This window comes from Brevundimonas sp. GW822-FHT03E11 (assembly GCF_058801445.1).
Genome location: NZ_JBXANG010000008.1, coordinates 18,781 through 45,652 on the forward strand (window position 1 = coordinate 18,781; position 26,872 = coordinate 45,652).

A 26,872-nucleotide genomic window follows, 5' to 3' on the forward strand; every position below is an offset into this window, starting at 1 on the left:
CTGAAGTCTTGAAAGGCCTCGGCGACATCGCCGCCCGTATAAAGGGCGGGGCTCATAGCACGATGATGACAGGATCGCTAATGGGCGGGGGTCGGAGGCGAATTTGAGGAAATTTCCGCCCCAGCGACCATGCTTCCGCCCCGCATGAGGTGATCAGCCCGACGGATCGAAACCATTCCAAACGGTCGGCATTGGGAGAGGAAGCCGGCGCGTGCCGACGCGCTCCGCTGTCGAGGCGTGTTCATGTCCAGCCCCATCAATCCTCCCGTGGCGCGCGGCGTCCGCAACGGCGAACTGCCGGCCTATGTCAGCAACGGCCTGATCGGTCTGCGGGTGCGGGAACAGCCGCTGCAGGCGGGGATGTGCCTGGTCAGCGGGGTCGCGGGCGAACATGCGGAGCGGCGGATCGAGGCGGCGGCCCCGTCCCCCTATCCTCTGGCGGCCGACATCGCCCTGAACGGCGTCTGGATCAGCGATCAACCTTCGGCCGTCTCCGACCTGGTCCAGGCTTATGATTTCGCCACGGGCGAGCTGACGTCGCGCTTCCGGTTCGAGGGCGGCGGCCGCGTCGCCCAGGTGACGGTCGTCACCTTCGCCAATCGCGACGCCGCCGCTCTGGTGCAGCAGGAGGTGCGCATCGAGGTGGACGGCGCGTGCGACCTGACCGTCCGGGCCGTCGTCGAAACGGCGGGCCTTCGGGGTCGCGTCATTGGTCGGCGTGTCGATACGCCGGGCGAGCCGGAGCCGGTTTGCGACGGTTTCCTGCTCTGGGAGACCGAGGGCGGACTGAGCCGCTGCGGCTACGCCGTGGCCACCGAACTGCTGGGCGAGGGGGCGCCGGAGGCGCCGACCACGACCCCTTGGGACCAGTCCGGGCCCTTGGTCAGCGGTTATTCGCTGAGGGCGCGCGCCGGTCGGCCGGTCCGCCTCCGGCAAATGACGGCCATGGTTCCTTCCGTCATGCACGACCGGCCGGACGAGGAAGCCGCCCGTCGCGTGGCGCGGGGCAAGAGCACGGGTTTCGACGAACTGAGCCGTCGCAACCGCGCCCTCTGGGCGGATCTGTGGAAGGGCCGGATCGTGGTGCGGGGCGCCTCGACCGAGCATCAGGCCCTGATCGACGCCGCCTTCTTCTATCTGAACAGCTCGTCCCACCCCGCCAGCCCGGCTGCGACCTCGATCTTCGGCCTCGCGACCTGGCACGACTACAGCTATTATTTCGGCCATGTGATGTGGGACGTGGACGCCTTTTGCGCGCCGCCGCTGACCCTGCTGCAACCGGACGCCGCCCTGGCCCTGCTGGAGTTCCGGACGCGCCATCTCGACGCGGCGAGGGACATCGCCAAACTGTCCGGGCGGGCCGGGGTGCAGTTTCCCTGGGAGGCCGCGCCCTTGACGGGTCAGGAAGCCTCTCCGGGCGGGGGCGACGGCGCCGCCCACGAGGATCACGGCTCTCTGCACACGGCCCGAGCCTTCGGCCTCCATGCCGACGCCACCGGCGACCGGCTGTTTCTGGAGGCTCAAGCCTGGCCGGTGCTGTCAGGGGTGGCGGACTGGATCGTCAGCCGGGTGACGCGAACCGAGCGCGGTTTCGAGTTTCTACGGTCGACCGGCCCGGCCGAGGTGCCCGAACCCCCGGACAACGACGCCTTCACCCTGATGGCCGCGAGCGAGGTGCTGAAGCGCGCGATCCGAGCGGCGCAGGAGATCGGACGGGAGCCGCCCAAGGCCTGGGGCGAGGTCGCCGACGGGCTGCACCTGCCGATCCGCAGCGACGACGTCATCGCCGCCCACGACGATTTTCGCGTCAGCGAGCCGAAGGGCGCGACCCCTTCGCCGCTCGCGGGCTTCTTTCCCTACGACTATCCCGCCCCCGACGCGGTGCGACGCCGCACCCTGGACTTCTACCTGGCGCACTGGACCGACTATGTCGGGGCGCCCATGCTGCCGGCCCTCTACACCACCTGGGCCGCCATGGCCGGAGATCGGGACCTGGCGCTGAAACTGTTTGTAGAGGGCTACGCCCGCTACGATCACGGACGTTTCCACCAGTGTCTGGAATATCGCCCGGACCACCCGGACAGCCAGGTCGCGGCCGGCCCCTTCTTCGCCAATCTGTCCGGCATGCTGCTGGGCCTGCTCATGGGATTGACGGGGCTGGTCATCGACGGCGGCGACCCGGAAGATTGGCCTCGGCGCCCGGTCGTCCTGCCCGCCGGCTGGACCGCCATCGAGGTCGAGCGAATCTGGGTGCGCGGCCGGCCGGCCCGGCTCGAGGCGGTTCACGGCGAAGCCCGGGCGAGGTTGACGTTCGACGCGCCCTGACGACCGGCTGCTTATACTCTACCCGATCAACGCCCTTGCCGCCGCCCGCGCCTCATCCGTGATCTCCGCCCCCGCCAGCATCCGCGCGATCTCTTCCTGACGCCTCGCGGCGTCCAGGGCGAGGACGGTGGTGGTGGTCAGGCCGTCGCGGTCGGCTTTCAGCACCTTCCAGTGGGCGTGGCCGCGGGCGGCGACCTGGGGGCTGTGGGTGACGACCAGGACCTGGGCGCCGGTGGACAGGCGTTTCAGGCGCGAGCCGACGGCCTCGGCCACGGCGCCGCCGACGCCCTGGTCCACCTCGTCGAAGATCATGACCGGCTGGCGCATGTCCTCGCGGCTGGCGAGCGCCGCCTTCATGGCCAGGGCGAACCGGGCCAGTTCGCCGCCCGACGCAATGGCGTCCAGCGGGCCGAAGTCGGTTCCGGCGTTGGTGGCGATCTGGAAGCGGACGGTCTCAACCCCGTCGGGGCCGCGCCGGCCCTCGATCGGCTCCAGCGCCACGCGGAACCGGGCGCGCTCCAGCTTCAGCGGACCCAGCTCGTCCATGACGGCGGCGGTCAGGCGGTCGGCCGCCGCCTCGCGCGCCGAGGTCAGGAATTCGGCGGCCAGGTCATAGGCTTCGGCGGCCTGGGCGGCCTCGCGCCCGGCGGCGGCCAAGGCCTCCTCCCCGTCCTCGATCAGGCGCAGCTGTTCGCGCAGGCGAATGCGTAAGGACGGCAGGGCGTCGACGGTGGTGTGCAGTTTCCGGGCGGCGGCGCGCAGGGCGAACAGCCGTTCCTCGGCCTTGTCCAGACGGCCGGGCTCATAGTCGAAGGCGTCGGCGGCGGCGTCCACGGCGGCGATGGCCTCGGCCGCCTCGACCAGGGTGCGGTCGATGGCCTCGACGGCGGCCGACAGTTTGACAATGACCGGATGGTCGCCCTCGGCCCCGGCCTGACCCGCACGCTGGCGAGCGTGTTCGACGGCGCGCAGGGCGGCGCCCAGCTTCTGGCTCAGCTTGTCGCCGCCCAGCTGGGTGCGGGCGTCGGCCAGATCGGCGATGGCCTTTTCGGCGGCGCCCAAGAGGGCGCGTTCGCCGGCCAGTTCCGTCTCCTCGTCGGGGCGGGGGTCGAGCGCGTCCAGCTCGGCCAGGTTCAGGCTGATCTCCTCGGCGCGGGCGGCGGCGTCGGCCGCCTGGGCCTTCAGCTCGGCCAGTTTGGCCTCGGCGGCCTTCAGCTTTGTCGAGGCGGCGGCGACGGCCTGCAACTGCGGCTGAAGCCCGCCATAGGCGTCCAGCAGTCCCCGGTGGGTGCGCCAGTCCAGCAAGCCCACGGTTTCGTGCTGTCCGTGCACCTCGACCAGGGCGGCGCCGATCTCGCGAAGCGCCGTGACCCCGGCGGGCTGGTCGTTAACATAGGCCCGGCTGCGGCCGTCGGCGTTCAGGACCCGGCGCAGGATCAGCTCCTCGCCCGGCTGCACCTCGAACCCCTTGTCGGCGATCAGGGCCAGCAGGTCGGGATCGTCGGGGGCGCTGAAGACGGCGGTGGCCACGGCCTGTTTGGCGCCGTTGCGCACCAGGCCGGCGTCGCCGCGTCCGCCCAGGGCCAGGCCCAGGGCGTCCAGAATGATCGACTTGCCCGCCCCCGTCTCGCCCGTCAGCACGGTCAGGCCGGTCTCGACGTCGAGATCCAGGGCGTCGACCAGGACGACGTCGCGGATGGAAAGGGCGGTCAGCATGGCAGTCGGTCGCCGATGGAACGAATCAGGATCACGCCGACAGAATCGGGAGATGCGCCGAAATGCACAAGGCTTTCCGCCGACGGTCTTCGGCGGGTCAGCCCGGGATGATCCGTTGCAGCCAGCTCTCGCGCTTGGCTTCGGGCGCCTTGTCCGGGGTCTGGCCGTTTTCGGTCAGCAGGGCGTAGGCCTCGGCGTACCAGGGGCTGCCGGGGAAGTTGTAGCCCAGGACGGCGCCGTTGCGGGTCGCCTCTTCCTTCAGCCCCAGCTGCAGATTGACCTCGACCAGGCGGTACAGGGCCTCGGGCGTGTGGGAGGTTTGCTGGAACTCGGGATTGGCGATGACGGCCTTGTAGCGGTTCAGCGCCGCCAGGGGCTGGTTGGCGCGCTGATAGTAGCGGCCGATGTTCATTTCCTTGCCGGCCAGCTGGTCATTGACCATGTCGATCTTGACGGCGGCGTCGGTGGCGTAGGGGGTGCCCGGATAGCGGCGGGCCACGTCCTTCAGCCCGGTCAGGGCGGCGTTGGCGTAGCCCTGGTCGCGGCCCACGTCGGTGATCTGTTCGAAGTTGCAGACGGCCTTCATATAGAAGGCGTAGGCGGCCGACGGATTGCCGGGGAACAGCTGGATATAGCGGTCAGCCGCGGCGATGGCGTCCGTATAGTTGTTGTTCTGATAATAGGCGTAGATCTGCATCAGGATCGAGCGGCGCGCCCAGTCCGAATAGGGGTGCTGGCGTTCCACCTCCTGGAAATAGTCGACGGCGTCGGCCCAACGGCGCTGTTCCAGCCGCTGATAGCCGGTGTTGTACAGCGCCTCGACCGGGCGTTCTTCATAGGCGAGCCTGGGCCGCTTGTTCCCGGCGCAGCCGGAAATCGTCAGAGCGGCGGCCGCTGCGGCCATCAGCACCAGGCCGGAACGGAACTTGGAAACGGACAAGGACGACCCCATGACGAGCGAAAGCGGGGCCCCAAGCCCAGCTTCCAAAAACCAACGCGGCGATCTCTAGCACCCGCGACCGGGGCGCGCCATGCCGAGGAAATCTCCGTGCACGACTTGCCCTGACCGGCCCCGCTGGTAAAGAGCGCGCCAACCGACACCCGTTCATTGGGGGGCGGATGACGGCGAAAGGATGACCAGCCGATGAAGCTGCTCTCAGGCAACTCCAACCGAGGCCTGTCTCAGGCCATCGCCGACCATCTGGACGCGCCCCTGACCAAGGCCCAGGTCAAGCGGTTTGCGGACAATGAGGTCTTCGCCGTCATCGAGGAGAACGTCCGGGGCGAGGACGTCTTCATCCTTCAGTCGACCTCCTATCCGGCCAACGACAATCTGATGGAGCTGCTGATCATCACGGACGCCTTGGTGCGGGCGTCCGCCAAGCGGATCACGGCCGTCATGCCCTATTTCGGCTATGCCCGTCAGGACCGGAAGACCGGCGGCCGCACGCCCATCTCGGCCAAGCTGGTGGCCAATCTGATCACCCGCGCCGGCGCCGACCGGGTGCTGACCATGGATCTGCACGCCGGCCAGATTCAGGGCTTTTTCGATATTCCGACCGACAATCTGGTCGCCATTCCGGTCCTGGCCCAGGACGTGAAGGAAAACTACGCCCGTGGCGACGACCTGATGATCGTCTCGCCCGACGTGGGCGGGGTGGTGCGGGCCCGCGCCCTGGCCAGCCGACTGAACGCCGACCTGGCCATCGTCGACAAACGCCGGCCCAAGGCGGGCGAGAGCGAGGTGATGAACATCATCGGCGACGTCGAAGGCCGTCGCTGCATCCTGTTCGACGACATCGTCGATTCGGGCGGCACCCTGGTCAACGCCGCCAAGGCCCTGATCGACCAGGGGGCGACCGAGGTCTCGGCCTATATCAGCCACGGGGTCCTGTCCGGTCCGGCCGTGCAGCGGATCACCGACGGGCCGCTGAAGGAACTGGTGATCACCGACTCCATCGAACAGCCCCACGAAGTTTTGAACTGCGCGAAAATTCGCAGGGTTTCCGTGGCTCCGCTGATCGGTGAAGCTATCCGTCGGATCGCCAACGAGGAATCGGTGTCGAAGCTGTTCGATTAATCTTCGGCAAACCACTTTCGACACGTTATAAGCGCCTTCCAGTACGCGCCCCCGCCGGGGCCTCCTTTCAGTTCTGTGGACGCGCCCTATGCCCAAGGCCTTCATGACCCGCGGCCTTTCGATCGCCGCCATCGCCGCCGCCGCCCTTCTGGCCAGCTGTTCGACGAAAGAGGCCGAACCGGCCGCGCCGCCTCCGCCCCCGCCGCCCCCGCCCGTCTCGCTGAACGAGGGCGTGGCCCAGGCCGCCTCCATCTATGTGGCCTTCCTGCGCGAGGCCGAAACCATCCAGCCGGGCGGTTTCACCGACGCCGAGGCGGTTCAGGCCGCCATCCGCAAGGGCGTCGCCTTTGAGCCCGCCCAGCTGTCGCGCGGCCTGATCGCCTATGGTTCGATCATCGCGCTTCAGTCGCCCGAGTTCGTCGCCGGGGTGCGTCAGTTCGCCGTCGATCCGGTCCAGCGCCAGGAGATGGTCGCCCGCATCGTCGCCGATCCGGCCTACGCCGCCACCCTGCCCGGCGCCGATGCGGCCGCCGGCCTGATCTCGGCGACCATCGCCAAGGACGCGGTCGTCATTCGCGGCATCGCCGAGGCGGTCGAGGCCGACGCCTATACGATCCAGGAGCGCAACGACCCGCGCCGCCGCTGGGCCGTCACCCACATCCCCAACCGCGAGGTTCGACTGGAAACCGCCAAGACCCTGTCGGCGGCCGCCATGCTGCCCTCGGCGGATGAATCGGCCAAACTGTTCGCCGCCGCCAACTCGGGTTCGGGCCTGGAAGGGGTCGAGGCGTCGCGCAAGGCGCCGCCCTATACGCCGCCGGTCGTGCGGTCCCTGGCCATCGCCGCCCTGGCCGCCCTGGGCGCCGCCGGCGAAGAGGCGCGGGCCAATACGGACGCCCTGGTGGTGGAGCCGAACAACGAATTCTGCCTGAACATGTCCAAGCTGATGCTGTTCCAGTGCCTGGCGGCCTCGCGCCCCAGCTATGAGGACATGTTCTGCCTGGGCCGCCACATCACCCGCGACCTGGCCACCTGCACCACCCAGGCGGTGCTGAACACCACCATCACCGTCGGCGCCCCGGAAGAGACCGGCACGCCCCCGCCCCCGGCCCAGACGCCGGTGCCCGTCACCCTGACCCCGACGCCGACGGCCGCCTCAGCCCAGGCGTCCGCGCCCCCGCCGTCGGGCGCTCGCTGAGCCCCCGCAGCCCCCGCCGATACGACCCGATAAAAAGGCCCGCCCCGAGCGATCGGGGCGGGCCTCTTGTCTTTGCGGTAGGTGCGCGGCCTATTCGTAGCCGTGGGCGGCCTCGTTGATCACCTGGGACGGCATGGACGAGAAGTCCACGGCGATCGGCCTGGCGACCTTGGCCTGATAGGTCCGCAGGACGTGAGTCAGGCGGCGGCGCACCTCGCGTTCGGCCTCGGTCCCGGCGTCGAGCGCCAGGGGCGCCAGGCAGAAGTCGATGATGGCTTCGGTTTGGGTCAGAGGTTCCATGGCGGTTCCCTTTCTTAAGCCGCGTGGGTGAACTGGGCGGTCTCGGTCGAGTCCTTCAGCGCCGTGGTCGAGGACGTGCCGTTGGAGATGACCGTGGCGACCTGGTCGAAATAGCCGGTGCCGACTTCGCGCTGGTGGCGGGTGGCGGTGTAGCCGCGCGCCTCATTGGCGAACTCGCGCTGTTGCAGCTCGGAATAGGCCGCCATGCCGTTGTCGCGATAGCCGTCCGCCAGCTCGAACATCGAGTTGTTCAGGGCGTGGAAGCCGGCCAGGGTCACGAACTGGAACTTGTAGCCCATGGCCCCCAGCTCTCGCTGGAACTTGGCGATGGTGGCGTCGTCCAACTTGGCCTTCCAGTTGAAGGAGGGCGAGCAGTTGTAGGCCATCAGCTTGCCCGGATATTTCTTCTGGACGGCTTCCGCGAACTTCTTGGCGTCGTCCAGATCCGGATGCGAGGTCTCCCACCACAGCAGGTCGGCGATGTTGGCGTAGGACAGGCCGCGCGCGATGCAGTGGTCCAGACCCGTGCCTTCCTTCAGGCGGAAGAAGCCCTCCGGCGTCCGGTTGTCGCGGTCGATGAAGGGCTGGTCGCGCTCGTCGATGTCCGAGGTGATCAGCTGCGCGCTTTCGGCGTCGGTGCGGGCGACCGTGATGGTCGGCGTGCCCATGACGTCGGCGGCCAGACGCGCGGCGACCAGATTGCGTTCATGCGCCTGGGTCGGGATCAGCACCTTGCCGCCCAGGTGGCCGCACTTCTTCTCCGAGGCCAGCTGGTCCTCGAAGTGGACGCCGGCGGCGCCCGCCTCGATGAAGGCCTTCATGATCTCGAAGCTGTTCAGCGGCCCGCCGAAGCCGGCCTCGGCGTCAGCGACGATGGGGACGAACCAGTCACGCTTGGCGCCGCCCTCGGCGTGCTCGATCTGATCGGCGCGCTGAAGGGTGCGGTTGATGCGGCGGCACAGTTCCGGCGCGGCGTTGGCCGGGTACAGGGACTGGTCGGGATACATGGCGCCGGCCGTATTGGCGTCGGCCGCGACCTGCCAGCCCGACAGATAGATGGCCTTCAACCCGGCGCGGACCATCTGCATGGCCTGGTTGCCGGTGACGGCGCCCAGGGCGTTGATGAAGGGCTCGTCGTGCAGCAGCTGCCACAGGCGATTGGCGCCCCGCTCGGCCAGGGTGTGGGTGATCGGCACCGAGCCGCGCAGGCGCAGGACGTCTTCGGGCGTATAGGGGCGCTCGATGCCGTCGAAACGGCCGGCGGGCGAAGGAACCAGGTCGGCGAAGGTGGTCATGGTCGAACTCGTCTTCTGAAAGGGCGCGGCCGCAGCCGCCGTCTCAGGGACAAGAACACGTAGAAGTCACGAATGACACAGGATCGCGCCGATCAATGAAGTCAGTTTGTCACATCATGACTTTGCATAGCCAGTCATAGTGTGACATTCTTCAGCCATGGACACCGCCGCCGATCGCAAGCTGTTTCTGGGGGCCCGGCTGAAGCGGCTGAGGCGCGACCTTTCCCTGACCCAGACGGCCATGGCGGCCGACCTGGGGGTTTCCCCCAGCTATCTCAACCACATAGAGCGCAATCAGCGACCGGTGTCGGCCCAGTTGCTGCTGCGTCTGGCCGAAACCTATGACGTCGATCTGCGCAGCCTGAACCAGGGCGGGGCCGTCGATGAGGCGCGGCTGGGCGAAGTCTTGGCCGATCCTCTGTTCAAGGGCTTGGCCCTGCCCCGTCACGAACTGGTGCAGGTGCTGGAAGAGGCGCCGGGCGTGGCCGACGCCCTGCTGCGCCTGTATCGGGCCTTTGACGACGGCCGCGCCAAGGCCCGCGCCGCCGCCGAGACCGGCGAAGGCCTGGTCGAGGCCAGTCCCGCCGAATGGGTGCGCGAATATATCCAGTCGCGCGGCAACCACTTTCCCGAACTGGACCAGATGGGCGAGGCCCTGGCCGAGGTCCTGGCGGCCGAGGCGCCGGCCCATGCCGACGGTTTCGAACCGGCCGCGCGCCAGCGGCTGGCGGCCAAACACGACCTGGGGGTCCGCACCCTGCCGGCCGAGGTCATGGTGGAATGGACCAGGCGCTATGATCTGCACCGCCGCCGTCTGCTGCTGTCCGAGACCCTGGGCCCGTCGTCTCGCGCCTTCGCCATCGCCTATCAGCTGGCCCTGGCCGAGCACGGACAGGCGCTTCACGACATGGTCCAGGCCGCAAACGCCCCGGACGGACCGACGCGCTCCCTGCTGAAGGTGGCCCTGACCAACACCCTGGCCGCCGCGATCCTGATGCCCTACGCCGCCTTCCAGCGGACGGCCGAGGAGACCGGCTATGACCTGGCGCGGCTCCAGGCCCGGTTCGGGGTCAGCTACGAACAGGCGGCGCACCGGCTGACCACCCTGTCGCGGCCGACGGCGCGGGGCGTGCCCTTCTTCCTGATGCGGGTCGATCAGGCGGGCAATATCTCCAAACGCTATGCGGCGGGCGCCTTTCCCTTCTCGCGCTTCGGCGGCGCCTGTCCGCGTTGGCGCCTGCACAGCGCCTTTCGCACGCCGGGCCGGATCATCACCCAGATCATCGAGACGCCCGCCCAGGACGGGAAGGCTGGCGGCCGCTGGTTCACCTTCGCCCGCACCGTCGAACGCCAGGGCCGGGACGGCTATGGCGAGGCCCAAGACCTGGCCGTCGGCCTGGGCTGCGAACTGCGCCATGCGCACCGGCTGGCCTATGCCCACGGTCTGGATCTGGAGCGGCCCGAGGTCACCCCCATCGGCCCCGCCTGCCGCCTGTGTCACCGCCACCCCTGCGCCGAGCGCGCCGCCGCCCCCATCGACCGGCCCCTGGCCGTGGACGACTGGGCCAAGTCGGTCAGCCCCTATCCGTTCGCAGCGATTTGAGTTCACAACCACTCATAGTTGTGAGATGATGCGGTTATGGCCGATCACGTCCTGACCCTTCCCCTGACCGAAGAGGCGCTTGAGCGGCTCAAGGCCGCTGCGCGCGCAGCGGGCATGGAGCCGGAAGCCTATGCCGTCGCGGTTCTGGATCGAGCGCTCGCAAGCGGGCGTGACGCCGCTTCCGGCGACTTCGAAGTTCGGGAGACGGACGCCGCCTTCATCGTGGACAACCCAGAGCCTTGGCCTCCGACCACGCCCTATGACGCCACCGAGGCCAAACGTCGGCTGGCTGAGTATGACCGCACCGGCAAGTTCGTCGATTTCGAGGACTGGGCGGCGGATTTCGAAGCTGAGATCGAGGCCATGTTGAAGGCCAAGGCTTGAAGATACGGCTGTCGCCCGATGCGGTTCAGGATCGCCGACGGGTCATCGGATTTCTGCGGGGCGTCAATCCAAACGCCGCCCGAAGAGCAGGCCATATCATCACCAGGTCCATAGGCCGGCTGGCGGACACCCCGATGATCGGGATCGACCTGGACGGTCTGCGCCACCTCTACATCCCCTTCGGCGACAGCGGCTATGTGGTCCAGTACCGCGTCGATGCGGACGCCGTCGTCGTCGCCCGCATCTTCCACGCCCGCGAGGACCGCTGAGGCCTCAGTGGCTGAACAGCAGCCAGGACTGGCTGCGGTTCAACAGGGCCTGGGTGACGCCGCCCAGGACCCATTCGCGCATCCGCGAATGGCCCCAGGCGCCGGCGACGATCAGATTGGCGCCCGTTTGTTCGACCAGGGCCAGGATGCGGTCGCCGGCGGGACGTTCGTCGCGGACCCGCGCCTCGCTTTCGGCGACCACCCCGTGGCGACGCAGCCAGGCGGCGACGTCGGCGACGCGGGCGGCCGCAGCCGCGGCGTCGGCCGAGGCGCAGATCTCGACCACCTGGACCTCGCGCGCCTGTTTCAGCAGCGGCAGGGCGGCGGCGACGGCGCGCTGGGCCTCGCGCCCCTCCTTCCAGGCCACCAGGGCGACGCCGTCGACCGGAGCGGCCTGGGCGCGCGGCGGAGCGACCAGAACGGGCCGGCCGACATTCATGATCAGGTCGCCCGCGTCCGGCGCGCGATAGGGCAGACGGCCGGCGTCGCGTCCCACCAGGATCAGGTCCGCCGCACGCGCCTGGTGCGAAACGCAGGCGGCGGGATAGCCGGTCTCGGCCCGCCATTCATGGGCGATGCCGGTGTCCTTCATCGCGTCCAGAAAGCGGGCCTTGGCGGCGGACAGTTCGCCGTCCGCCTGGTCCCGCCTCAGGGTCAGGATCTCGCCGGCCATGCCGCCGGCGACATAGGCGTCCACCAAAGGCGGCTCCGGCTCGCTGACGGATATGCCGATCAGGGTCGCGTCGAAGACGACCGCGAGATCGCGCGCAAAACCAATCCGGGCGACATTGTCGGCCTCGTCGTCCACATAGACCATCAGGCTCGAATAGGTCATGGCGATGCTCCTTGTTTCCGGAGCCTGGATGCGCCCGCCGGGCCGGTCCCGCCTTGATCCGCGTCAAACCTTCAACTGAGCACCACCCGGCCGTTCTCGAGGCGGAAGGCGACGCCGGTGCGCTGGAACAGGCGGGCGATGACGGCGGACGGATCGGCCACGCCCCGGTCCAGCAGGGTGGAGATGTCATTGGCCAGGGTGGGGTCGCGCGACAGGCGGGTCAGGGCGCCCAGCCATTCGTCGCGGCTGAGGATCCCGTCGTCATTGTCCCGCCGCTGGAAGTCCGCCACCACGTCGAAGAAGTCTCCCCCGCCCGCGCGCCGCTCGGCCCCTTCGATGACCAGGCCGAACACTGCGCCGCAGGCGTAATAGGCGCGGTTGTCGCCCCGATCGCCCGCCGAGGCCAGGGGCCTGCCCGCCGCCAGCCGAACGCAGTCGTCCACCTCGCGCTGAAGCTCGGCCCGATCGTCATAGACGGGGTCGATGGCCTTCAGGGCGCGCACGGCCATCAGGTCGGCGCCGCCCTCGGTGATCCAGGCTTCGCGGGCGTACTGATATCTGAGCCCCTGCGAGCCCAGCCAGAAATGCGCCGCCTCATGGCCGATGAACCAGCGGGCGCGGGCCAGGGCCTGGGCGTCGGGGTCCAGCACCCCCTCGCCTTCAAAATTCATCGAGATCAGACCCGGCAGGACGCTGCCGCCCATGCTGGACAGGGATTTGGTCGGGCCGGTCCAGCTGACCATCAGGGTCGGGGGCTCGCCCTGGGCCGGGCCCAGACGGCGGGCGTAATAGGCCATGACCTGGGGCGTGAAACCGGCCAGTTGGTCGCCCAGCCAGCGCGGCAGACCAGGGTCGATGACGGTGGTGATCCCGTCGCCCCGGCGCGTCGTGGCGTCGCCGAACAGGACATAGGTCTGGGCGTCCACGGCGGTCGCCTCCGGCTTGCGCTCGCCCTTGAACAGGATCGGCCCGGACCGGTCGCGCCAGGTCACGGCCGCCGGGCCGCCCGGCACCTCGACGCCGTTCAGATCGCGCGGCAGGGCGCGGGCGGCGGCGACGGACTCCAGCGGAATGACGTCGAACTGGCCGGAAAACAGCGCCACCGTGCCGTCCGAAAAGACGAGAGCCGGATCATATTCGGCCTCAAGATCGCCGGGGCGCGGCGTCATGACTATGCGCACGTCGCGCGGCACAGGACCGCCGTCGGTCGAGCGCAGCACGTCATAGTCCCCCACCCGCTCCAGCACGACGCCCGGCGTCTCCACCCGCCACCAGTCCGGCCGCCAGGGCCGGCGGCTCTCGCGCAGCAGGGCCGACCGGAAGAAGGCCCAGACCGGCGCGTCGCGGTCCAGCACATAGTCGGCGGTCCACCGGTCACCGTCGCGCTGGACGGTGACGGCCACGCGGCCGTCCTCGGCCGTGACCGGAGCTTGAACCGCAACGACGGTGGGCGAGGCGCAGGCTGTGACGGCCGAAAGTCCGATCAAGCCTGCACAGATGAGGGCCGTCTTCAGACGCATGAAGCTCTCCGATAGGTCATGGCGGCCATAGCGACGGCCGGCGACAGCGTCACCTTAAGCTTCGTTCATCCGCGGGCCGCGTCCAGAGCGCGTCCGGCCGCCGCCAGTTCCCCGGCCATGACCGCCTTCAGCCGTTCGGGCGCCAGAATCACCGCCTGTTCGCCCCAGGTGAACAGGTGCCAGGCCAGTTCGCGCATGCCGGACGCCCGGAACCGCACGATCACGCCGCCGTCCGCCTGGTCCTCGAACGTCTGGGTCGGGTGCCAGCGCCAGCCCCTGGCCTCGGCCGCGCCTTCCGGGGCGATGCGCAGCACCACCTCCTCGATCTCGTCCTGATAGATGCCGAAGGACTGGCTGGCGAAGACGTTCAGGTCGAAGTCGGGCGGCGGGATCGCCACCCCCTCCTGAGCGGCGACGTGGCTCATCCGGTCCAGGCGGAAGGTCTGGATGCGGCCGGTCTCGCGGTCGGCGGCGACCAGATAGTTGGCGCGGCCGAACATGACCCCGCAAGGGGCGACGCTGCGGCGGCGCGGCTCGGCGCCCGGCCGGGAATAGGTGAAGCCCAGCGGCTGTTGCGCCAATATGGCGCCGCGAATGGCGGTCAGCATGGCCTCGTCGGCCGAGGGGCGCGGCCCGGCCTGGACGGCGATGGTCTCGGCCCGGACCAGGGCCTCCAGGTCCGGCGCCATCCGGTTCAGGGTGGTGGAGCGCATCGCCGCCTTCAGTTTCCGTTCGAGCGCCTCCAGCGCCGCCGCCCGCGCCGGTTCGCCCGCCGCCCGCAGGGCCGTCGCCGCCTTGGTCAGCTCCAGCATCTCCGTGGCGGTCGGCGCCTGTTCGAAGGCCGACAGGCCGCCGCGAATGCGCCAGCGTTTCGACGGCGGGTCTGACACCTCCTCAACCGTTGGGAACAGCATGAAGACGGCGTCGCGCATCCGCTCGGCGGTGCGGCGGCTGACGCCCATGTCGCGCGCCATCTCGTCCAGGGTCAGGCCCTCGGCGCTGGCGGCCAGGCGCCGCGCCAGGTCGATCACCATGGCCGCCTTGTCGTGTCTCACCGTCGCCCTCGAAAATGATACGTCCGTTTCTGACGCGTCAGTGCGCCATAACACAATCATCGACAAGAGGCCGACCGCTTCAGGAGATCATCAGATGGCTCAGTTCCAACCGACCGCCCCCCTGGCCCACAAGGCCGTCAACGCCAACCGCTACATCATCGTGCCGTGCGAGGCCGACGGATCGTCGGACCTGGCCGTCATCTGGGATCGGCTGGAGGAGCAGGTGGTGGACGTCATCTCCGCCGCCGCCAGCAGCCGCTATTCGGACGAGGACATGCTGTGGGACGAGGCCCGGTCGGAATGGGACGCCCCGGAATGGCGGATGGCGGCCTGATCTCAGGCCGGCTTCATCAGGCGGCTTTCGGCTTGGTCCAGCGGTCGATCAGGCGCTGGGCCGGGCGTTCGACCCGATTGTGCGCCACCACCGCGACCCCGACGATGAGGCCGAACAGGCCGAGCGCGAACAGGTCGTTCAGCCAGACCGAGCCGAAATCGACGCGCCGCCCGCCGGGCATCCAGTCCAGCTTGCGCGCGATGATCAGCATCACGGTCAGGATGAACATGTGGACCATGTAGATGGAGAAGGACCATCGACCCAGCGTGACCAGGGCCGGATGGTCCAGCAGGCGCGACACCCGTCCCTCCTCGCCCGCAAACACCCAGACCAGGACGACGAAGACCACGGTGACGGCCACCGTCACCGGTCCCTGGGCCCAGGCCACGAAGAGGCAGACGGCCGCGACGGCGGCGACCTCCAGCCCCGTGGCGGCCAGCCCCTTCAAGCGGGGGATGTTCAGCCATAGGCCCTGGAGCAGACAGCCCAGGAAGAAGCCGTAGACCGCGCGCGGCACGGCGAAGTCATAGGTGGTGTTCATCCAACGCCGGGCGTAGCTGACCACCAGAACCCCGCCGATAATCGCCAGCACCAGGCCGATCCAGCGGAATCGCTTGGGTGCGACCAGCACCAGGCCGGCGAAGATCAGATAACAGGCCCATTCGGCGCTGAGCGTCCACGACGGCCCGTTCCAGGTCAGATAGGGATGGACATGCCAGGCCTGAACCAGGGCCAGATTGGTGAAGATCGCCCCCACCGACCGATCGCGCGTGAAGGGCTCGGCCCCATCGAAGTGGAAGACCAGCCGCGCCACCTCCAGCCCGATGAAGGCGGCCAGCATCAGCACGTGCATCGGCCAGATCCGCCCGAACCGCCGCACCATGAACCGGCCCGCGTCCTGCGCCGTCTTCAGCCGCTCGGCATAGGCGTGGGCGATGACGAAGCCCGACAGGACGAAGAAATAATCGACGAACAGATAGGCGTGCTGGATGAAGTCCCAGGTCCGCCAATGGCTGGCCACGGGCATGTGGAACATCACCACCAGAACGGCGCACACCCCACGCAGGGAATCCAGGGCTTCGAACCGGCGATGGGCGGCGGGGGCGGGTTTGGACAGGACGTTCACGGTCGCGTGATAGCGCCGGTCAAGGTTGCGCGATAGAGGTTTCAGCGATCCGCACAAGCGCGAGGCCGGCTAGGCCGTCATCATGCCCATCATCTCGATCTTCTTCGGCATCGTGATCCGCATCAACTTCTTCGACCACGCGCCGCCACATCTCCATGCCGCCTATGGAGATGACGAAGCCTTGTTCGATATTCGAGCCGGCAAGACCATCGCGGGTCGCCTGCCGCGACGCGAACCCGTTATGTGGTAGAGTGGTTGGTGAAGAACCGCGTCGATCTGATGCGAAATTGGGATTTAGCGGTGTCGGGACAACCGACGTTCAGGATCGAGGGTCTGTCGGATGACTGAGATCAAGATGGTCCGGGCCCGCCGCGTTCGGGCGTTGGCCGACCACCGACTGGAGATCGTGTTCGATGACGACACCCAGGGCGTCACCGATCTAAGCGAGTTCACGGCGCTGGGCCCGATGACCGAGCCCTTGAAAGACGCCGCCTTCTTCGCCCGCGTCTTTGTCGAGATGGGCGTCCCGACCTGGCCCAACGGCTGCGACATCGATCCGATCAATGCGCACAGGCTGATGCGGGAGGCGGGGACGCTGCGACCGGTGAGCGAGGCGGCCTGACACTTCAAGTCGGCGCGCACTTTTCCCACCCCGTCATCCTGGGCCTTGTGCCCAGGATCCAGACTCCCGGTATCGAAAGCCGTCGCACCCCGTAACACCGGGAGTCTGGATCCTAGGGACAAGCCCTAGGATGACGAACGTGGGGCTTCACAGCCCCTTCACGATCCCCTCGACCATCTTCTTCGCATCCGCGAACAGCATCATGGTGTTGTCGCGGAAGAAGAGCTCGTTCTCGACGCCCGCATAGCCCGAGCCCATGCCGCGCTTGATGAACAGCACCGTACCGGCCTTCTCCACGTCCAGGATCGGCATGCCGTAGATCGGCGACTGGGGGTCGGTCTTGGCGGCGGGGTTGGTGACGTCATTGGCGCCGATGACGAAGGCGACGTCGGCGGTGGCGAACTCGGCGTTGATGTCCTCCAGCTCGAACACCTCGTCATAGGGGACGTTGGCCTCGGCCAGCAGGACGTTCATATGGCCCGGCATGCGGCCGGCGACGGGGTGGATGGCGTATTTCACCTCGACCCCTTCCTCCTTCAGCTTGTCGGCCATTTCGCGCAGGGCGTGCTGGGCCTGGGCCACGGCCATGCCGTAGCCGGGCACGATGATGACCTTGGACGCATTCTTCATGATGAAGGCGGCGTCCTCGGCCGAGCCCTGTTTGACCGGCCGCGTCTCCCTGGCCCCGCCCGCGCCGGCCGCCGCCGCATCCCCGCCGAAGCCGCCCAGGATGACGCTGACGAAGCTGCGGTTCATGCCTTTGCACATGATGTAGCTCAGGATGGCGCCGGAACTGCCGACCAGGGCGCCGGTAATGATCAGGGCGATGTTCTCCAGGGTGAAGCCCAGGGCCGCCGCCGCCCAGCCGGAGTAGGAGTTCAGCATCGACACCACCACGGGCATGTCGGCGCCGCCGATGGGGATGATCAGGGTCGCGCCCAGCACCAGGCTGAGGATGAAGACGCCCCAGAAGGCCCAGACGGCCGAGCCGCCCGTGCCGATCAGAATCCCGATCAGGAAGACCAGGGCCAGGCCCAGGCCGACGTTGATCAGGTGCCGCGCCGGCAGGAGGATGGGCGCGCCCGACATGTTGCCGTTCAGCTTGGCGAAGGCGATGACCGAGCCGGTGAAGGTGATGGCCCCGATGGCGACGCCCAGGCTGAGCTCGACGATCGACAGGGTTTTGATGCCCGCCCCATCCTCGGCCAGGATGCCGAAGGCCTCGGGCGCATAGATCGCTCCGATGGCGACCAGGCAGGCGGCCATGCCGACCAGGCTGTGGAAGGCCGCGACCAGCTGGGGCATGTCGGTCATGGCCACGCGCCGGGCGATCAGGGCGCCGATCCCGCCGCCGACCACGACCCCGCCCGCGATCAGCCCCAGGGTCAGGGGGTCCAGGGCCCGCGTGGCGCCGAGCGTCAGCAGGGTCACGCCGATGGCCAGCGCCATGCCGATCATGCCGAAGGTATTGCCCTGGCGGCTGGTCTCGGGACTGGACAGGCCGCGCAGCGACAGGATGAACAGAACGCCGGAAACCAGATAGGCCAGCGCGGCCAAGGATGCGTTCATCCCGCCCCTCCCCTCAAGATGTGCGCGCCAGCCGCCACAGGGCGGCGGCGATGAACAACGGACCGATAAAGAACAGGGCCCATTCGAAAACGCCCAGCTGCCGGTCCTGGGTCACGACCCGGACCAGAATGGCCGAAAACACCAGGGCGATGCCGCAGTCGTGCAGCCGCTGGCGCTTGATCGGAACCTTGGTCCCGAACCAGCCGTAAAGCCACAGGCCGAAACCGACGCCGGTGGCGATCCAGGAGCCGGTTATGGCGATCTGGGCGGGGTCGATCATGCCGCGCCCTTCTGAGCCGGCCGCTCCTTCTTCTTGTACATGGCCAGCATCCGTCGGGTGACCATAAAGCCGCCGAAGATGTTGACGCTGGCCAGGGTCACGGCCGCCACGCCCGCGCCCTTGGCGATCCAGGCGCTGGGGCCGGTCGCATCGCCCGACACGGCCGCCGCCGCGATCAGGCCGCCGACGATGATGACGCTGGACACCGCATTGGTCACGGCCATCAGAGGCGTGTGCAGGGCCGGGGTGACGCTCCAGACCACGTAATAGCCGACGAAGATGGCCAGGACGAAGATGGCCAGGCGGAAGACGGTGGGATCGACGTGTTCCATCAAGCGCCTCTATTTTCAATGCGTTCGTCAATGCTGAGCGCAACGAGAAGAACGCCTGCTATCGCCATATTGACGAGGATCGCGGGAACTTCGTTCAGCACGCCCAGGATCAAGGTCCCCTGCGAAAATCCACGCGATACGCCGAGGCTAAGGACCAAGCCCGAGTGAAACACCGGTCCTGCCAGCAGGACGAGGAGGGCGAACTTCCTCAAAACGTTTCTGGCTTTGACGGTAATCATCCCCGCACCCCTTCATGCACCACGGCCCCGCCGTGCGTCACAACGGCCGCCTTCAGAATCTCGTCCTCGAGATCGACCGCCAGAGCCCCGTCCTTGATCATCAGCCCCACAAAGGCCGTCAGATTGCGGGCGTACAGGGCGCTGGCGTCGGCGGCGATGCGGCCGGGCAGGTTGGACCAGCTGACGATGGTGACGCCGTTCGCGGTGGTCACGACCTCGTTGAGCTTCGAGCCCTCGACGTTGCCGCCCGCCTCGACCGCCAGATCGACGATGACCGAGCCCGGCTTCATCGAGGCCACATGGGCCGCCGTCAGCAGCCGCGGCGCCGGGCGGCCGGGGATCAGGGCGGTGGTGATCACCACATCCTGTTTGACGATGTGAGATGCGGTCAGTTCGGCCTGTTTGGCCTGGTACTCCGCCGACATCTCCTTGGCGTAGCCGCCGGCGGTCTGGGCGTTCCTGAACTCCTCGTCCTCGACGGCCAGGAATTTGGCGCCCAGGCTTTCGACCTGTTCCTTGGTGGCGGGGCGGACGTCGGTGGCGGTGACGACGGCGCCCAGACGCCGCGCCGTGGCGATGGCCTGAAGCCCGGCGACGCCCACGCCCATGACGAAACATTTGGCGGCGGCGACCGTGCCGGCCGCCGTCATCATCATCGGGAAGCCCTTGCCATAGGCGTAGGCCGCCTCGATCACCGCCCGGTAGCCGGCCAGATTGGCCTGGGACGACAGGACGTCCATCACCTGGGCGCGGGTGATGCGGGGCACGAACTCCATGGCGAAGGCGGTGGCGTTCGCCCCCTTCAGGGCCTCGACCGTGGCCTTGTCGCGCCAGGCGTCCAGCATGGCGATCACGATCGCACCGGGCTTGAGCGCGCTGATTTCCTGGGCCGTGGGGCCGCGCACCTTCAGCACGACGTCGGCGCCGTCCAGCACGGCGCGGGTGTCAGGCTTCACCGTGGCGCCGGCGGCGGCGTAGTCGGCGTCGGGAATGGACGAGCCCAGGCCGGTCCCAGCCTCGACCGAGACGGCGGCGCCGAGCGCGATCAGCTTCTTGACCGTTTCAGGCGTGACGGCGCAGCGCGTCTCGCCTTCGCGACGTTCACGGGTGGCGGCGATAACGACGGCCAAGCGAATCCCCTCTCATTGAAGCTGGGAGACGAGCCTAGGCCGGTTCCACCGACGCCGTCAAAGACCCGTGTCGGGCGAACGGATCAGTGGCCTGCGCCGCCCTTGGGCTTGAGAGCCCAAAAGCCGACGACGGCCAGAGCCGCAGCCCCTATGAAGCCCGCGACGAAGGTTCCGCCCGGATGGAACCACAGGGTCAGGAACACGAGCACGCAGGCCACGGCCAGGGCGCCCCATTTGGTCAGGCCCATGAACAGGTGGAAGGTCGAGACCTGTTCATTGATCTGCATCCCGCCTCGGACATAGGCGCTCGCATCGGCGTCGGCCTGGGCGGTGGCGGGGTTTTTGGCCTTGGCCATGAGAGCTCCCTCGGTCTTGTCGTTGGCGCGACTATAGCGCGGGTTCGACGCCGCTCAAGCACACACCCTCACCCCAGCGCCTCGAACTGATCCACCAGCCGCTCCAGACGCTTGCAGCCCACGCTCCAGAAGGCCGGGTCGCGCGGATTGAGGCCGAAGGGCTTCAGGGCCTCGACATAGGTCTTGGCCCCGCCCCCAGCCAGCAGGTCGCGGTACAGGGGGGTGAAGCCCTTTGGATCGGCCCGCCGCGCCTCCATCAGGGCCGCCACCAGCAGGTCGCCGAAGGCGTAGGCGTAGACATAGAAGGGCGAGTGGACGAAGTGGCTGACATAGGACCACCAGTGCTCATAGCCGGGGTTCAGGCTGACGGCCGGCCCCAGGGACGCGCCCATCTCGGTCAGCCACAGTTCATTGATCCGCTGCTGCGAGACCTCGCCCTTCTGCCGCTCGTCGTGGAAACGGGTCTCGAACCGGTGGAAGGCGATCTGTCGCACCACGGTGTTCAGCCCGTCCTCGATCCGCCCGGCCAAGAGGCCGCGCTGCTCGCGCCTGGGCGCCGTCGCCAGCAGACGGTCGAAGGTCAGGCCCTCGGCGAAGATGGAGGCGGTCTCGGCCAGGGTCAGAGGGGTGTCGGCCAGAAGCGTGCCCTGGTCCGCCGCCAGGGTCTGGTGCACCCCGTGGCCCAGTTCGTGGGCCAGGGTCAGGACGTCGCGCCGCTCGCCCATCCAATTCAGAAAGACATAGGGGTGGCGGTCGGCGGTGACCGGATGGGCATAGGCGCCCGATTGTTTGCCCGGCCGGGCGCGGCCGTCGATCCAGGGCCGGTCGAAGAAGCCGGCGGCGCGTTCGGCGAACTCGGCCCCCAGGTCCGAGAAACTGTCCAGAACGATCTCCCGGCCCTGGCTCCAGGTGAAGGCGCGCGGGGCGGTGGTCTCGATCGGGGCGTTGCGGTCCCAGTGATCCAGCCGCGCCTTGCCCATGGCCTTGGCCTTCAGGGCGTAATAGCGGTGGGACAGGCGCGGATAGGCTTCGGCGACGGCCTCGGCCATGGCGTCCACCGCCTCGCCGTCGACCTCATTGGCCAGGTGTCGGCTGTCGGCGGGGCGTTTGAAGCCGCGCCAGCGATCCTCCATCGCCTTGTCGGCGGCGACGGTGTTCAGCACCAGGGCCAGGGTCGGGGCGCGGGCGGCTAAAGCCTCCGACAGGCCCTCGGCGGCGGCCTTGCGCCGCGCGGGCTTGGGATCGGACAGGCGGTTCAGCGCCTCGGCCAGGGTCAGGCTCTCATTCCCTGCCTTGGCGCGCAGCGCCGCCAGCTGTTCGTCGAACAGGCGCGGCCACTGGGCCGTGATCGGCCCGCGTTCGGCGATGAAGGTCTCCAGCTCGCTGGACAGTTCATGCGGCTTCATGGCCCGCACCCGCCGCAGCCACGGCCGCCAGCGCGCGGCCCCCGCGTGGGCCTGAAGCGCGGCCTCCAGGGCGGCGTCGTCGATCTGGTTGATCTCCAGCGTCAGCCAGACGGTCGGGGTGGCGATGACGGTGATCTTTTCGCGCACATCCGCCTCGAACCCCTGCGCCCCCGCGTCGTCCCGCGCCGTCGAGGCCGACAGGAAGGCGTAGGCGCCGAGCGCGCCCAGGATGTCGGAGGCCTGCTCATAGAGGCTGATGGCCTGATCCAGCACCGCCCCCAGGGCGGCCGGATCGCCCGACGCCCCCGCCAGCCGCCCGCGCAGGCCGTTCATCTCGTCCACCAGGGCGCGCGCCCGCGTCAGGTCGTCGGCGAGCCGGGCGTCGTCCCGCGAGGCGTAGAGGTCGGACAGGTCCCACAGGGGGGCGTCGATGTCGGGGGTCTTGAAGGGGGCGTTCATACCCCTGTTTTGGGGAAGGTTCGGCCGTGCCGCAACCGCGCGCCGCTATCTTGCCGTATCCAGCTGCCTCATACTGGGCCGCAACACGGGGGCGAGCGTCATGAACGAGTGGATGCAGGACGGCGGACGCAAGGGGCTGGACGGGCAAGGTCGGCTGTTCGCCGCGCGCCTGGCGACCGGTTTGATTCAGGGCGGCGCCCTGTATCTGCTGTACCGGGCGGCCGAGGTCGGGATGTGGCCCGACACCCGGCCCGAGGTGTTCGGCGGGCTGGCCCTGGCCTTCGGCTATGCGCCCGCCGTGCTTCTGGCGGCGGTTGGACGGCTGAAGCCCCTGCCGCTGGCTCTGTGGACGGCCGCAGCGGCGACGGCCCTGTTCCTGATGGGCTGGCACGACGTGGCGCGGCGGGTGATCCCCGAAAACGACCAGGCCCCCTATCTTGAGGTTCCCGTCCTGGCCTTCAGCGCCGCCGCCCTCTTCGTGGCCCACCACCTGATCCTGCCGGCGATCCGCGAACGGCGCTGGCGGGCCGATTATCACGCCTATTTCGACGTGGCCTGGAAAGCGGGCGTGCAGCTGGCGCTGTCCCTGGGCTTCACCCTGGCCTTCTGGCTCCTGCTGCAACTGGGCGCTGCCCTGTTCCACGTCATCGGCGTCAAGGCCCTCAGCTCCCTGATCGGCGAGGCCTGGTTCGCCATACCCGTCACCTGCCTGGCCTTCGCCCTGGCGGTCCAGCTGACCGATGTGCGCGACGGACTGATCCGGGGCGTGCGGACCGTGGCCCTGATGCTGCTGTCCTGGCTGCTGCCCGTCATCGCCCTGCTGACGGCGGGCTTCCTGGCCGCCCTGCCCTTCACCGGCCTGGAGCGCCTGTGGGACACGGGCAGCGCCACGGCCCTGGTGCTGGCCGCGGCCGCCGCCCTCATCATCCTGATCAACACCGCCTATCAGGACGGACGGCCCGACAATCTGCCGCCGGCGGCCCTGCGGATCGCCACCCGGATCGCCGGGGTTCTGGTCGCGCCCCTGATTGGCTTGGCCTTCTGGGGTCTGGCGCTGCGGATCGGCCAGCACGGCCTGACGCCGGATCGGATCATCGCCCTGGCCTGCGCGGTCGTCGGCGCCGTCTATGCGGTCGGCTATCTGATCGCGGCCGTGCGGCCCGGCGGCTGGATGCGCCCGCTGGAGACGACCAATGTCGCCGCAGGCGTTCTGGCCGTCGCCGCCGTCCTGGCCCTGTTCAGCCCCCTGCTGGACCCCGCGCGCCTGTCGGTCGCGGACCAGGTGGCGCGGCTGGAGCGCGGGGCGGTGAAACCTCAGGATTTCGACTTCGACTTCCTGCGCTTTGACAGCGGCAAGGCCGGTCTGGCGGCTCTGGACCGGCTTATGCGGTCGTCGGATGCGAAGACCGCCGAATTGGCGCGCGAGGCCAGGGTGCGCGTAAATCGCGAGGCCTATTCCATCCAGGACCGGAATGAACGGGCGGCGGCCGTCCGCATCCAACCTGTCGCCGGCCAGACGACGCCGTCCAGCTTCACCGCACAACTGAGCCGGCAAGACAGTCTCATGTACGCCTGCAACAATGAGGCTCCCTGCCGTCTGCGCACCCTGGACCTGGACGGCGACGGCCGGGTCGAGGTTCTGCTGGCGGCGCCGGGGAGCATCATGGCCTTCGCCCAGGACGCCGGGGGACAATGGTCGCAAACCGGGTCCTACAGCGCCGTATGCGGGACGGCGGCGCCGAAGGATCTGCTGAACGCCTTCGCCGAGGCTGTGACGGTCGCCCCCGCCAGCCTGCCCAACCTGGTCGTGGGCGGTCGGACGCTGAAAGCCCAGCCGCAGATCCGATGCGAAGAGCCAAACACCCGTTAACCCCCCGGTCACCACGCCCCCTCACCCGTTTTTCACCTCGTCGCCCTTAGAAGTCGTCCCGAAACGGGCCAGTCCGATCCACGGGCGGCCCATCGGTGATGACAAGGGACGCCCATGGCCAAGACCGTTCTGGTGGTCGACGACGATCCGACCCAGCGCCGCCTGTTGCAGGCTGTGCTCGAACGCGACGGTCACGCCGTGGTCCATGCCGCAAGCGGCGGCGAGGCCATCGACCGGATGACGCGCGGCGGCGGCGCCGACGTCATCCTGCTGGACATGATCATGCCCGAGATGTCGGGTCTGGAGTGTCTGGCCGAGCTGCGCAGCGGGGGCTTGACCACGCCGGTCATCGTGCTCACGGCCAACGGCGGCATCGACACCGTGGTCAAGGCCATGCAGGCCGGCGCCCAGGACTTCTTCGTCAAGCCGGTCGGGCCCGAACGCCTGCTGGTCGGGGTGCGCAACGCCCTCAAGCTGGAGCAGCTGACCACCGAGGTCGGTCGTCTGACCAAGCGGGTCCAAGGCCGCGCCAGCTTCGACGACATCATCGGCGACAGCGCCCCCATGCGGATGGTCAAGGCCCTCGGCGCCCGGGCGGCCAAGTCCTCCATCCCCGTCCTGATCACCGGCGAGAGCGGCGTCGGCAAGGAGGTCATCGCCCGCGCCCTGCACGGCGCCGGCGAGCGGGCCGGCAAGCCCTTCGTCGCCGTCAACTGCGGCGCCCTGCCGGCCAATCTGGCGGAATCCATCCTGTTCGGCCATGAGAAGGGCGCCTTCACCGGGGCCGTCGACAAGACCCTGGGCAAGTTCCGCGAGGCCGACGGCGGCACCCTGTTTCTGGACGAGATCGGCGAACTGCCGCTGGATCTTCAGGTCAAGCTGCTGCGCGCCCTGCAGGAAGGCGAGATCGACCCCGTCGGCGGCAAGCGCCCGGTCAAGATCGACGTCCGCATCGTCTCGGCCACCAATCGCGACCCCGCTCAGCAGGTTAAGGACGGCGCCTTCCGCGAGGATCTGTTCTATCGGCTGAACGTCTTCCCGATCGAGGCGCCTTCCTTACGCGACCGGCGCGAGGACATTCCGGCCCTGGTCGATCATTTCATCGCCCGCTTCAACGCCGAGGAAGGCCGGCGGATCGTCGGCTGCGCGCCTGAGACCCTGGCCCTGCTCCAGGCCTATGACTGGCCCGGCAATGTGCGCCAGCTGGAGAATGCGGTGTTCCGCGCCATCGTCCTGGCCGACTCGCCCTTCCTCCAGCCCTATGACTTCCCGTCCATCTCGGGCGTGGCCGCGCCCCTGCCCGATGCGACGCCCACGCCGCCCGCCGCCGCGCCGTCCTACGCCGACCTGCCGCCCCTGCCGGAACAACCGATCCGCATCCTGGACGACCGCGGCCATCTGCGGACGCTGGAAGACATCGAACGCGACCTGATCCAGCACGCCATCGAGGTCTACGCCGGCCACATGAGCGAAATCGCCCGCCGCCTGGGCATCGGCCGCTCGACCCTGTACCGCAAGGTTCGCGAACAGGGGCTGGAGGGGCAGCTGAAAGAGGCGGGCTAAGATCCAGCCGGCGGAGGACCGTAGCGGTTCACCGTCTTCTTGCCGTCCAGCACAAGCAGGATAACAAGACCGATCAGGCTGGCCATGTAGAGGACGTTGTTGAGAAACAGCAGCATGAACAGGCCTATGTCCGGCGCATTCTCCCGCATGAAGCTGGTCATTACAGTGGGAAACGCCGTCAGGCCGATCGTCAGAAACACCACAGGCGGCAGACCCCAATAGCCCGCCCGGCCGGTGTCATGCAGACGGCGCGTCACGGCGGCGGCCAAAAGGATCACAACCGCTGCCACGCCGATCCTCAGAACCAGGAAAAACGGGCCCATATCCGGCATGAACGTCGGATCGTGGATTTCGACCGAGTAGTGCCCCGGGCCGCTGACAACGGTCGCCGCCTCGGGGTTTGTCGCTGCGGCCGCAGACGCCTGTTCAAACACGGCGGCCATCGTCGGGATCATACCCAACCAAAGCCCGACGAAAGACAGTCCGACAACGGTCAGGGCATACGGCCAGAACTGCGATCGCCTGTCCCGCCCTTTGAAATCCGCCAAGCGGCGAAAGCCGGCCAGGATAGCGTACATCAGTCTTCCCCCGTTGTGTTGCCGTAATCCTGAGGTCGATTCGAGCCAGACGTCTTGCTGCGTCCCCAACGTTTCGGCTCTTCGCCCTTCGCCTTGGCGGCGATCTCCTTCAGCTTGCGGCCCTGCATGGCCGACAAAGCCTGGCCCGGCGCGCCCTTTTCGGGGTCGGCGAAGGCGCGGCCGTGGGTTTTGACCCGCTCGCTGACCGAATCGAGGAACTCCCCCTCCCATTCCGACAAGGAAACGCCCGCCTTCTCGGCCGAGCGGCGGGCGCGTTTGAGAGCATTGAGCGCAGACCGCTGGGCGGCCTTGCGCTGCTGATCCCAAGGGCTCAGCAGCTCCTTTTTTGGGGCGCTACCGCCCTTCGGGCTGCTTGAGCGCGACAGAGGGGCGCTACCGCCCTTCGGGCTGCTTGAGCGCGACAGAGG

The 26,872-nt window shown here is 68.5% G+C and carries 28 protein-coding genes; 11 read left to right on the plus strand and 17 right to left on the minus strand.

Going from position 1 to position 26,872, the window contains the following annotated elements:
- Positions 1 to 243: 243 nt before the first annotated feature.
- Entirely contained in the window at positions 244 to 2,325 is a 2,082-nt protein-coding gene (locus AC1RKE_RS12745) for a glycoside hydrolase family 65 protein (protein WP_333895975.1), read from the plus strand.
- Between the two features lie 18 nt (positions 2,326 to 2,343).
- Here AC1RKE_RS12745 and recN read toward each other — a convergent pair whose 3' ends face one another.
- The gene (gene recN, locus AC1RKE_RS12750; protein WP_348683371.1) at positions 2,344 to 4,041 is read right to left on the minus strand and encodes a DNA repair protein RecN; all 1,698 of its coding nucleotides are present in this window, start codon (positions 4,039 to 4,041) and stop codon (positions 2,344 to 2,346) included.
- Between the two features lie 97 nt (positions 4,042 to 4,138).
- Complete coding sequence (locus AC1RKE_RS12755) at positions 4,139 to 4,993, minus strand: outer membrane protein assembly factor BamD (protein WP_348683372.1); 855 nt, start codon at positions 4,991 to 4,993, stop codon at positions 4,139 to 4,141.
- A gap of 192 nt (positions 4,994 to 5,185) precedes the next feature.
- Between AC1RKE_RS12755 and AC1RKE_RS12760 the strand changes: the two genes are divergently transcribed.
- Together AC1RKE_RS12760 and AC1RKE_RS12765 are read left to right on the plus strand one after the other, a co-directional pair.
- Positions 5,186 to 6,121: a ribose-phosphate pyrophosphokinase gene (locus AC1RKE_RS12760; RefSeq protein WP_054765079.1), complete on the plus strand. Its 936-nt coding sequence runs from the start codon at positions 5,186 to 5,188 to the stop codon at positions 6,119 to 6,121.
- Positions 6,122 to 6,209: 88 nt separating this feature from the next.
- The gene (locus AC1RKE_RS12765) at positions 6,210 to 7,319 is read left to right on the plus strand and encodes a hypothetical protein (protein WP_395942085.1); all 1,110 of its coding nucleotides are present in this window, start codon (positions 6,210 to 6,212) and stop codon (positions 7,317 to 7,319) included.
- A gap of 90 nt (positions 7,320 to 7,409) precedes the next feature.
- On the opposite strand, the gene AC1RKE_RS12770 is transcribed toward AC1RKE_RS12765, so the two are convergent.
- Both AC1RKE_RS12770 and aceA read right to left on the minus strand, forming a co-directional pair.
- Entirely contained in the window at positions 7,410 to 7,619 is a 210-nt protein-coding gene (locus AC1RKE_RS12770) for a hypothetical protein (protein WP_054765077.1), read from the minus strand.
- A 14-nt stretch (positions 7,620 to 7,633) separates the two neighbouring features.
- A complete protein-coding gene (gene aceA, locus AC1RKE_RS12775) occupies positions 7,634 to 8,914 on the minus strand; it encodes an isocitrate lyase (RefSeq protein ID WP_054765076.1) in 1,281 nt (426 codons plus the stop codon).
- A 157-nt stretch (positions 8,915 to 9,071) separates the two neighbouring features.
- Here aceA and AC1RKE_RS12780 point away from each other — a divergent pair, with 157 nt between their 5' ends.
- The 3 genes from AC1RKE_RS12780 to AC1RKE_RS12790 are packed head-to-tail and all read left to right on the plus strand — an operon-like array spanning position 9,072 to position 11,170.
- Entirely contained in the window at positions 9,072 to 10,517 is a 1,446-nt protein-coding gene (locus tag AC1RKE_RS12780) for a helix-turn-helix domain-containing protein (RefSeq protein WP_395942086.1), read from the plus strand.
- A 36-nt stretch (positions 10,518 to 10,553) separates the two neighbouring features.
- On the plus strand, positions 10,554 to 10,901 hold the full coding sequence (locus tag AC1RKE_RS12785) for a hypothetical protein (protein ID WP_348685354.1): 348 nt from the start codon (positions 10,554 to 10,556) through the stop codon (positions 10,899 to 10,901).
- Complete coding sequence (locus AC1RKE_RS12790) at positions 10,898 to 11,170, plus strand: type II toxin-antitoxin system RelE/ParE family toxin (protein ID WP_348685352.1); 273 nt, start codon at positions 10,898 to 10,900, stop codon at positions 11,168 to 11,170. Before AC1RKE_RS12785 ends, AC1RKE_RS12790 begins: the two co-directional genes overlap by 4 nt.
- A gap of 4 nt (positions 11,171 to 11,174) precedes the next feature.
- On the opposite strand, the gene AC1RKE_RS12795 is transcribed toward AC1RKE_RS12790, so the two are convergent.
- From AC1RKE_RS12795 to AC1RKE_RS12805, 3 genes are all read right to left on the minus strand, one after another.
- Positions 11,175 to 12,005, minus strand: a complete 831-nt coding sequence (locus AC1RKE_RS12795; RefSeq protein WP_492897202.1) for a universal stress protein — start codon at positions 12,003 to 12,005, stop codon at positions 11,175 to 11,177.
- A gap of 71 nt (positions 12,006 to 12,076) precedes the next feature.
- Positions 12,077 to 13,525 (minus strand): hypothetical protein, encoded by a 1,449-nt coding sequence (locus AC1RKE_RS12800; RefSeq protein WP_287396741.1) that lies wholly within the window; start codon positions 13,523 to 13,525, stop codon positions 12,077 to 12,079.
- A 65-nt stretch (positions 13,526 to 13,590) separates the two neighbouring features.
- Entirely contained in the window at positions 13,591 to 14,580 is a 990-nt protein-coding gene (locus AC1RKE_RS12805; RefSeq protein ID WP_395942057.1) for a helix-turn-helix transcriptional regulator, read from the minus strand.
- A gap of 94 nt (positions 14,581 to 14,674) precedes the next feature.
- On the opposite strand from AC1RKE_RS12805, the gene AC1RKE_RS12810 reads away from it, so the two are divergent.
- A complete protein-coding gene (locus tag AC1RKE_RS12810; protein ID WP_054765069.1) occupies positions 14,675 to 14,914 on the plus strand; it encodes a hypothetical protein in 240 nt (79 codons plus the stop codon).
- Positions 14,915 to 14,930: 16 nt separating this feature from the next.
- On the opposite strand, the gene AC1RKE_RS12815 is transcribed toward AC1RKE_RS12810, so the two are convergent.
- Entirely contained in the window at positions 14,931 to 16,040 is a 1,110-nt protein-coding gene (locus tag AC1RKE_RS12815; RefSeq protein WP_348683484.1) for an acyltransferase family protein, read from the minus strand.
- An 82-nt stretch (positions 16,041 to 16,122) separates the two neighbouring features.
- Here AC1RKE_RS12815 and AC1RKE_RS12820 point away from each other — a divergent pair, with 82 nt between their 5' ends.
- Together AC1RKE_RS12820 and AC1RKE_RS12825 are read left to right on the plus strand one after the other, a co-directional pair.
- A complete protein-coding gene (locus AC1RKE_RS12820; protein ID WP_348683486.1) occupies positions 16,123 to 16,290 on the plus strand; it encodes a DUF4160 domain-containing protein in 168 nt (55 codons plus the stop codon).
- A 90-nt stretch (positions 16,291 to 16,380) separates the two neighbouring features.
- Positions 16,381 to 16,662 (plus strand): DUF2442 domain-containing protein, encoded by a 282-nt coding sequence (locus AC1RKE_RS12825; protein WP_228186297.1) that lies wholly within the window; start codon positions 16,381 to 16,383, stop codon positions 16,660 to 16,662.
- Between the two features lie 147 nt (positions 16,663 to 16,809).
- Here the strand turns inward: AC1RKE_RS12825 and AC1RKE_RS12830 are convergent, their stop codons facing one another.
- From AC1RKE_RS12830 to AC1RKE_RS12860, 7 genes are all read right to left on the minus strand, one after another.
- Positions 16,810 to 18,231 carry an NAD(P)(+) transhydrogenase (Re/Si-specific) subunit beta gene (locus AC1RKE_RS12830; RefSeq protein ID WP_348683488.1) on the minus strand — a complete coding sequence of 474 codons (1,422 nt, stop codon included), beginning with the start codon at positions 18,229 to 18,231 and terminating at the stop codon, positions 16,810 to 16,812.
- Between the two features lie 13 nt (positions 18,232 to 18,244).
- Entirely contained in the window at positions 18,245 to 18,511 is a 267-nt protein-coding gene (locus tag AC1RKE_RS12835) for a hypothetical protein (protein ID WP_054765066.1), read from the minus strand.
- Entirely contained in the window at positions 18,508 to 18,843 is a 336-nt protein-coding gene (locus AC1RKE_RS12840; RefSeq protein ID WP_182714697.1) for an NAD(P) transhydrogenase subunit alpha part 2, read from the minus strand. Before AC1RKE_RS12840 ends, AC1RKE_RS12835 begins: the two co-directional genes overlap by 4 nt.
- Positions 18,843 to 19,082 carry a hypothetical protein gene (locus tag AC1RKE_RS12845; protein ID WP_191555357.1) on the minus strand — a complete coding sequence of 80 codons (240 nt, stop codon included), beginning with the start codon at positions 19,080 to 19,082 and terminating at the stop codon, positions 18,843 to 18,845. The genes AC1RKE_RS12840 and AC1RKE_RS12845 overlap by 1 nt, the downstream gene beginning before the upstream one ends.
- The gene (locus tag AC1RKE_RS12850; RefSeq protein ID WP_348683490.1) at positions 19,079 to 20,212 is read right to left on the minus strand and encodes a Re/Si-specific NAD(P)(+) transhydrogenase subunit alpha; all 1,134 of its coding nucleotides are present in this window, start codon (positions 20,210 to 20,212) and stop codon (positions 19,079 to 19,081) included. Before AC1RKE_RS12850 ends, AC1RKE_RS12845 begins: the two co-directional genes overlap by 4 nt.
- Before the next feature lie 83 nt (positions 20,213 to 20,295).
- Positions 20,296 to 20,568 carry an aa3-type cytochrome c oxidase subunit IV gene (locus AC1RKE_RS12855; RefSeq protein WP_182714700.1) on the minus strand — a complete coding sequence of 91 codons (273 nt, stop codon included), beginning with the start codon at positions 20,566 to 20,568 and terminating at the stop codon, positions 20,296 to 20,298.
- A 68-nt stretch (positions 20,569 to 20,636) separates the two neighbouring features.
- Positions 20,637 to 22,433, minus strand: a complete 1,797-nt coding sequence (locus AC1RKE_RS12860; protein ID WP_348683491.1) for a M3 family oligoendopeptidase — start codon at positions 22,431 to 22,433, stop codon at positions 20,637 to 20,639.
- Positions 22,434 to 22,533: 100 nt separating this feature from the next.
- Between AC1RKE_RS12860 and AC1RKE_RS12865 the strand changes: the two genes are divergently transcribed.
- Together AC1RKE_RS12865 and AC1RKE_RS12870 are read left to right on the plus strand one after the other, a co-directional pair.
- Positions 22,534 to 24,303: an FG-GAP repeat domain-containing protein gene (locus AC1RKE_RS12865; RefSeq protein WP_348683492.1), complete on the plus strand. Its 1,770-nt coding sequence runs from the start codon at positions 22,534 to 22,536 to the stop codon at positions 24,301 to 24,303.
- Between the two features lie 114 nt (positions 24,304 to 24,417).
- Entirely contained in the window at positions 24,418 to 25,866 is a 1,449-nt protein-coding gene (locus tag AC1RKE_RS12870) for a sigma-54-dependent transcriptional regulator (RefSeq protein WP_348683493.1), read from the plus strand.
- Here AC1RKE_RS12870 and AC1RKE_RS12875 read toward each other — a convergent pair.
- Positions 25,863 to 26,444 carry a DUF805 domain-containing protein gene (locus tag AC1RKE_RS12875; RefSeq protein WP_152949755.1) on the minus strand — a complete coding sequence of 194 codons (582 nt, stop codon included), beginning with the start codon at positions 26,442 to 26,444 and terminating at the stop codon, positions 25,863 to 25,865. The two genes, AC1RKE_RS12870 and AC1RKE_RS12875, sit on opposite strands and share 4 nt — an antisense overlap.
- Entirely contained in the window at positions 26,444 to 26,782 is a 339-nt protein-coding gene (locus AC1RKE_RS12880; protein ID WP_191558619.1) for a hypothetical protein, read from the minus strand. Before AC1RKE_RS12880 ends, AC1RKE_RS12875 begins: the two co-directional genes overlap by 1 nt.
- Positions 26,783 to 26,872: the final 90 nt, after the last annotated feature.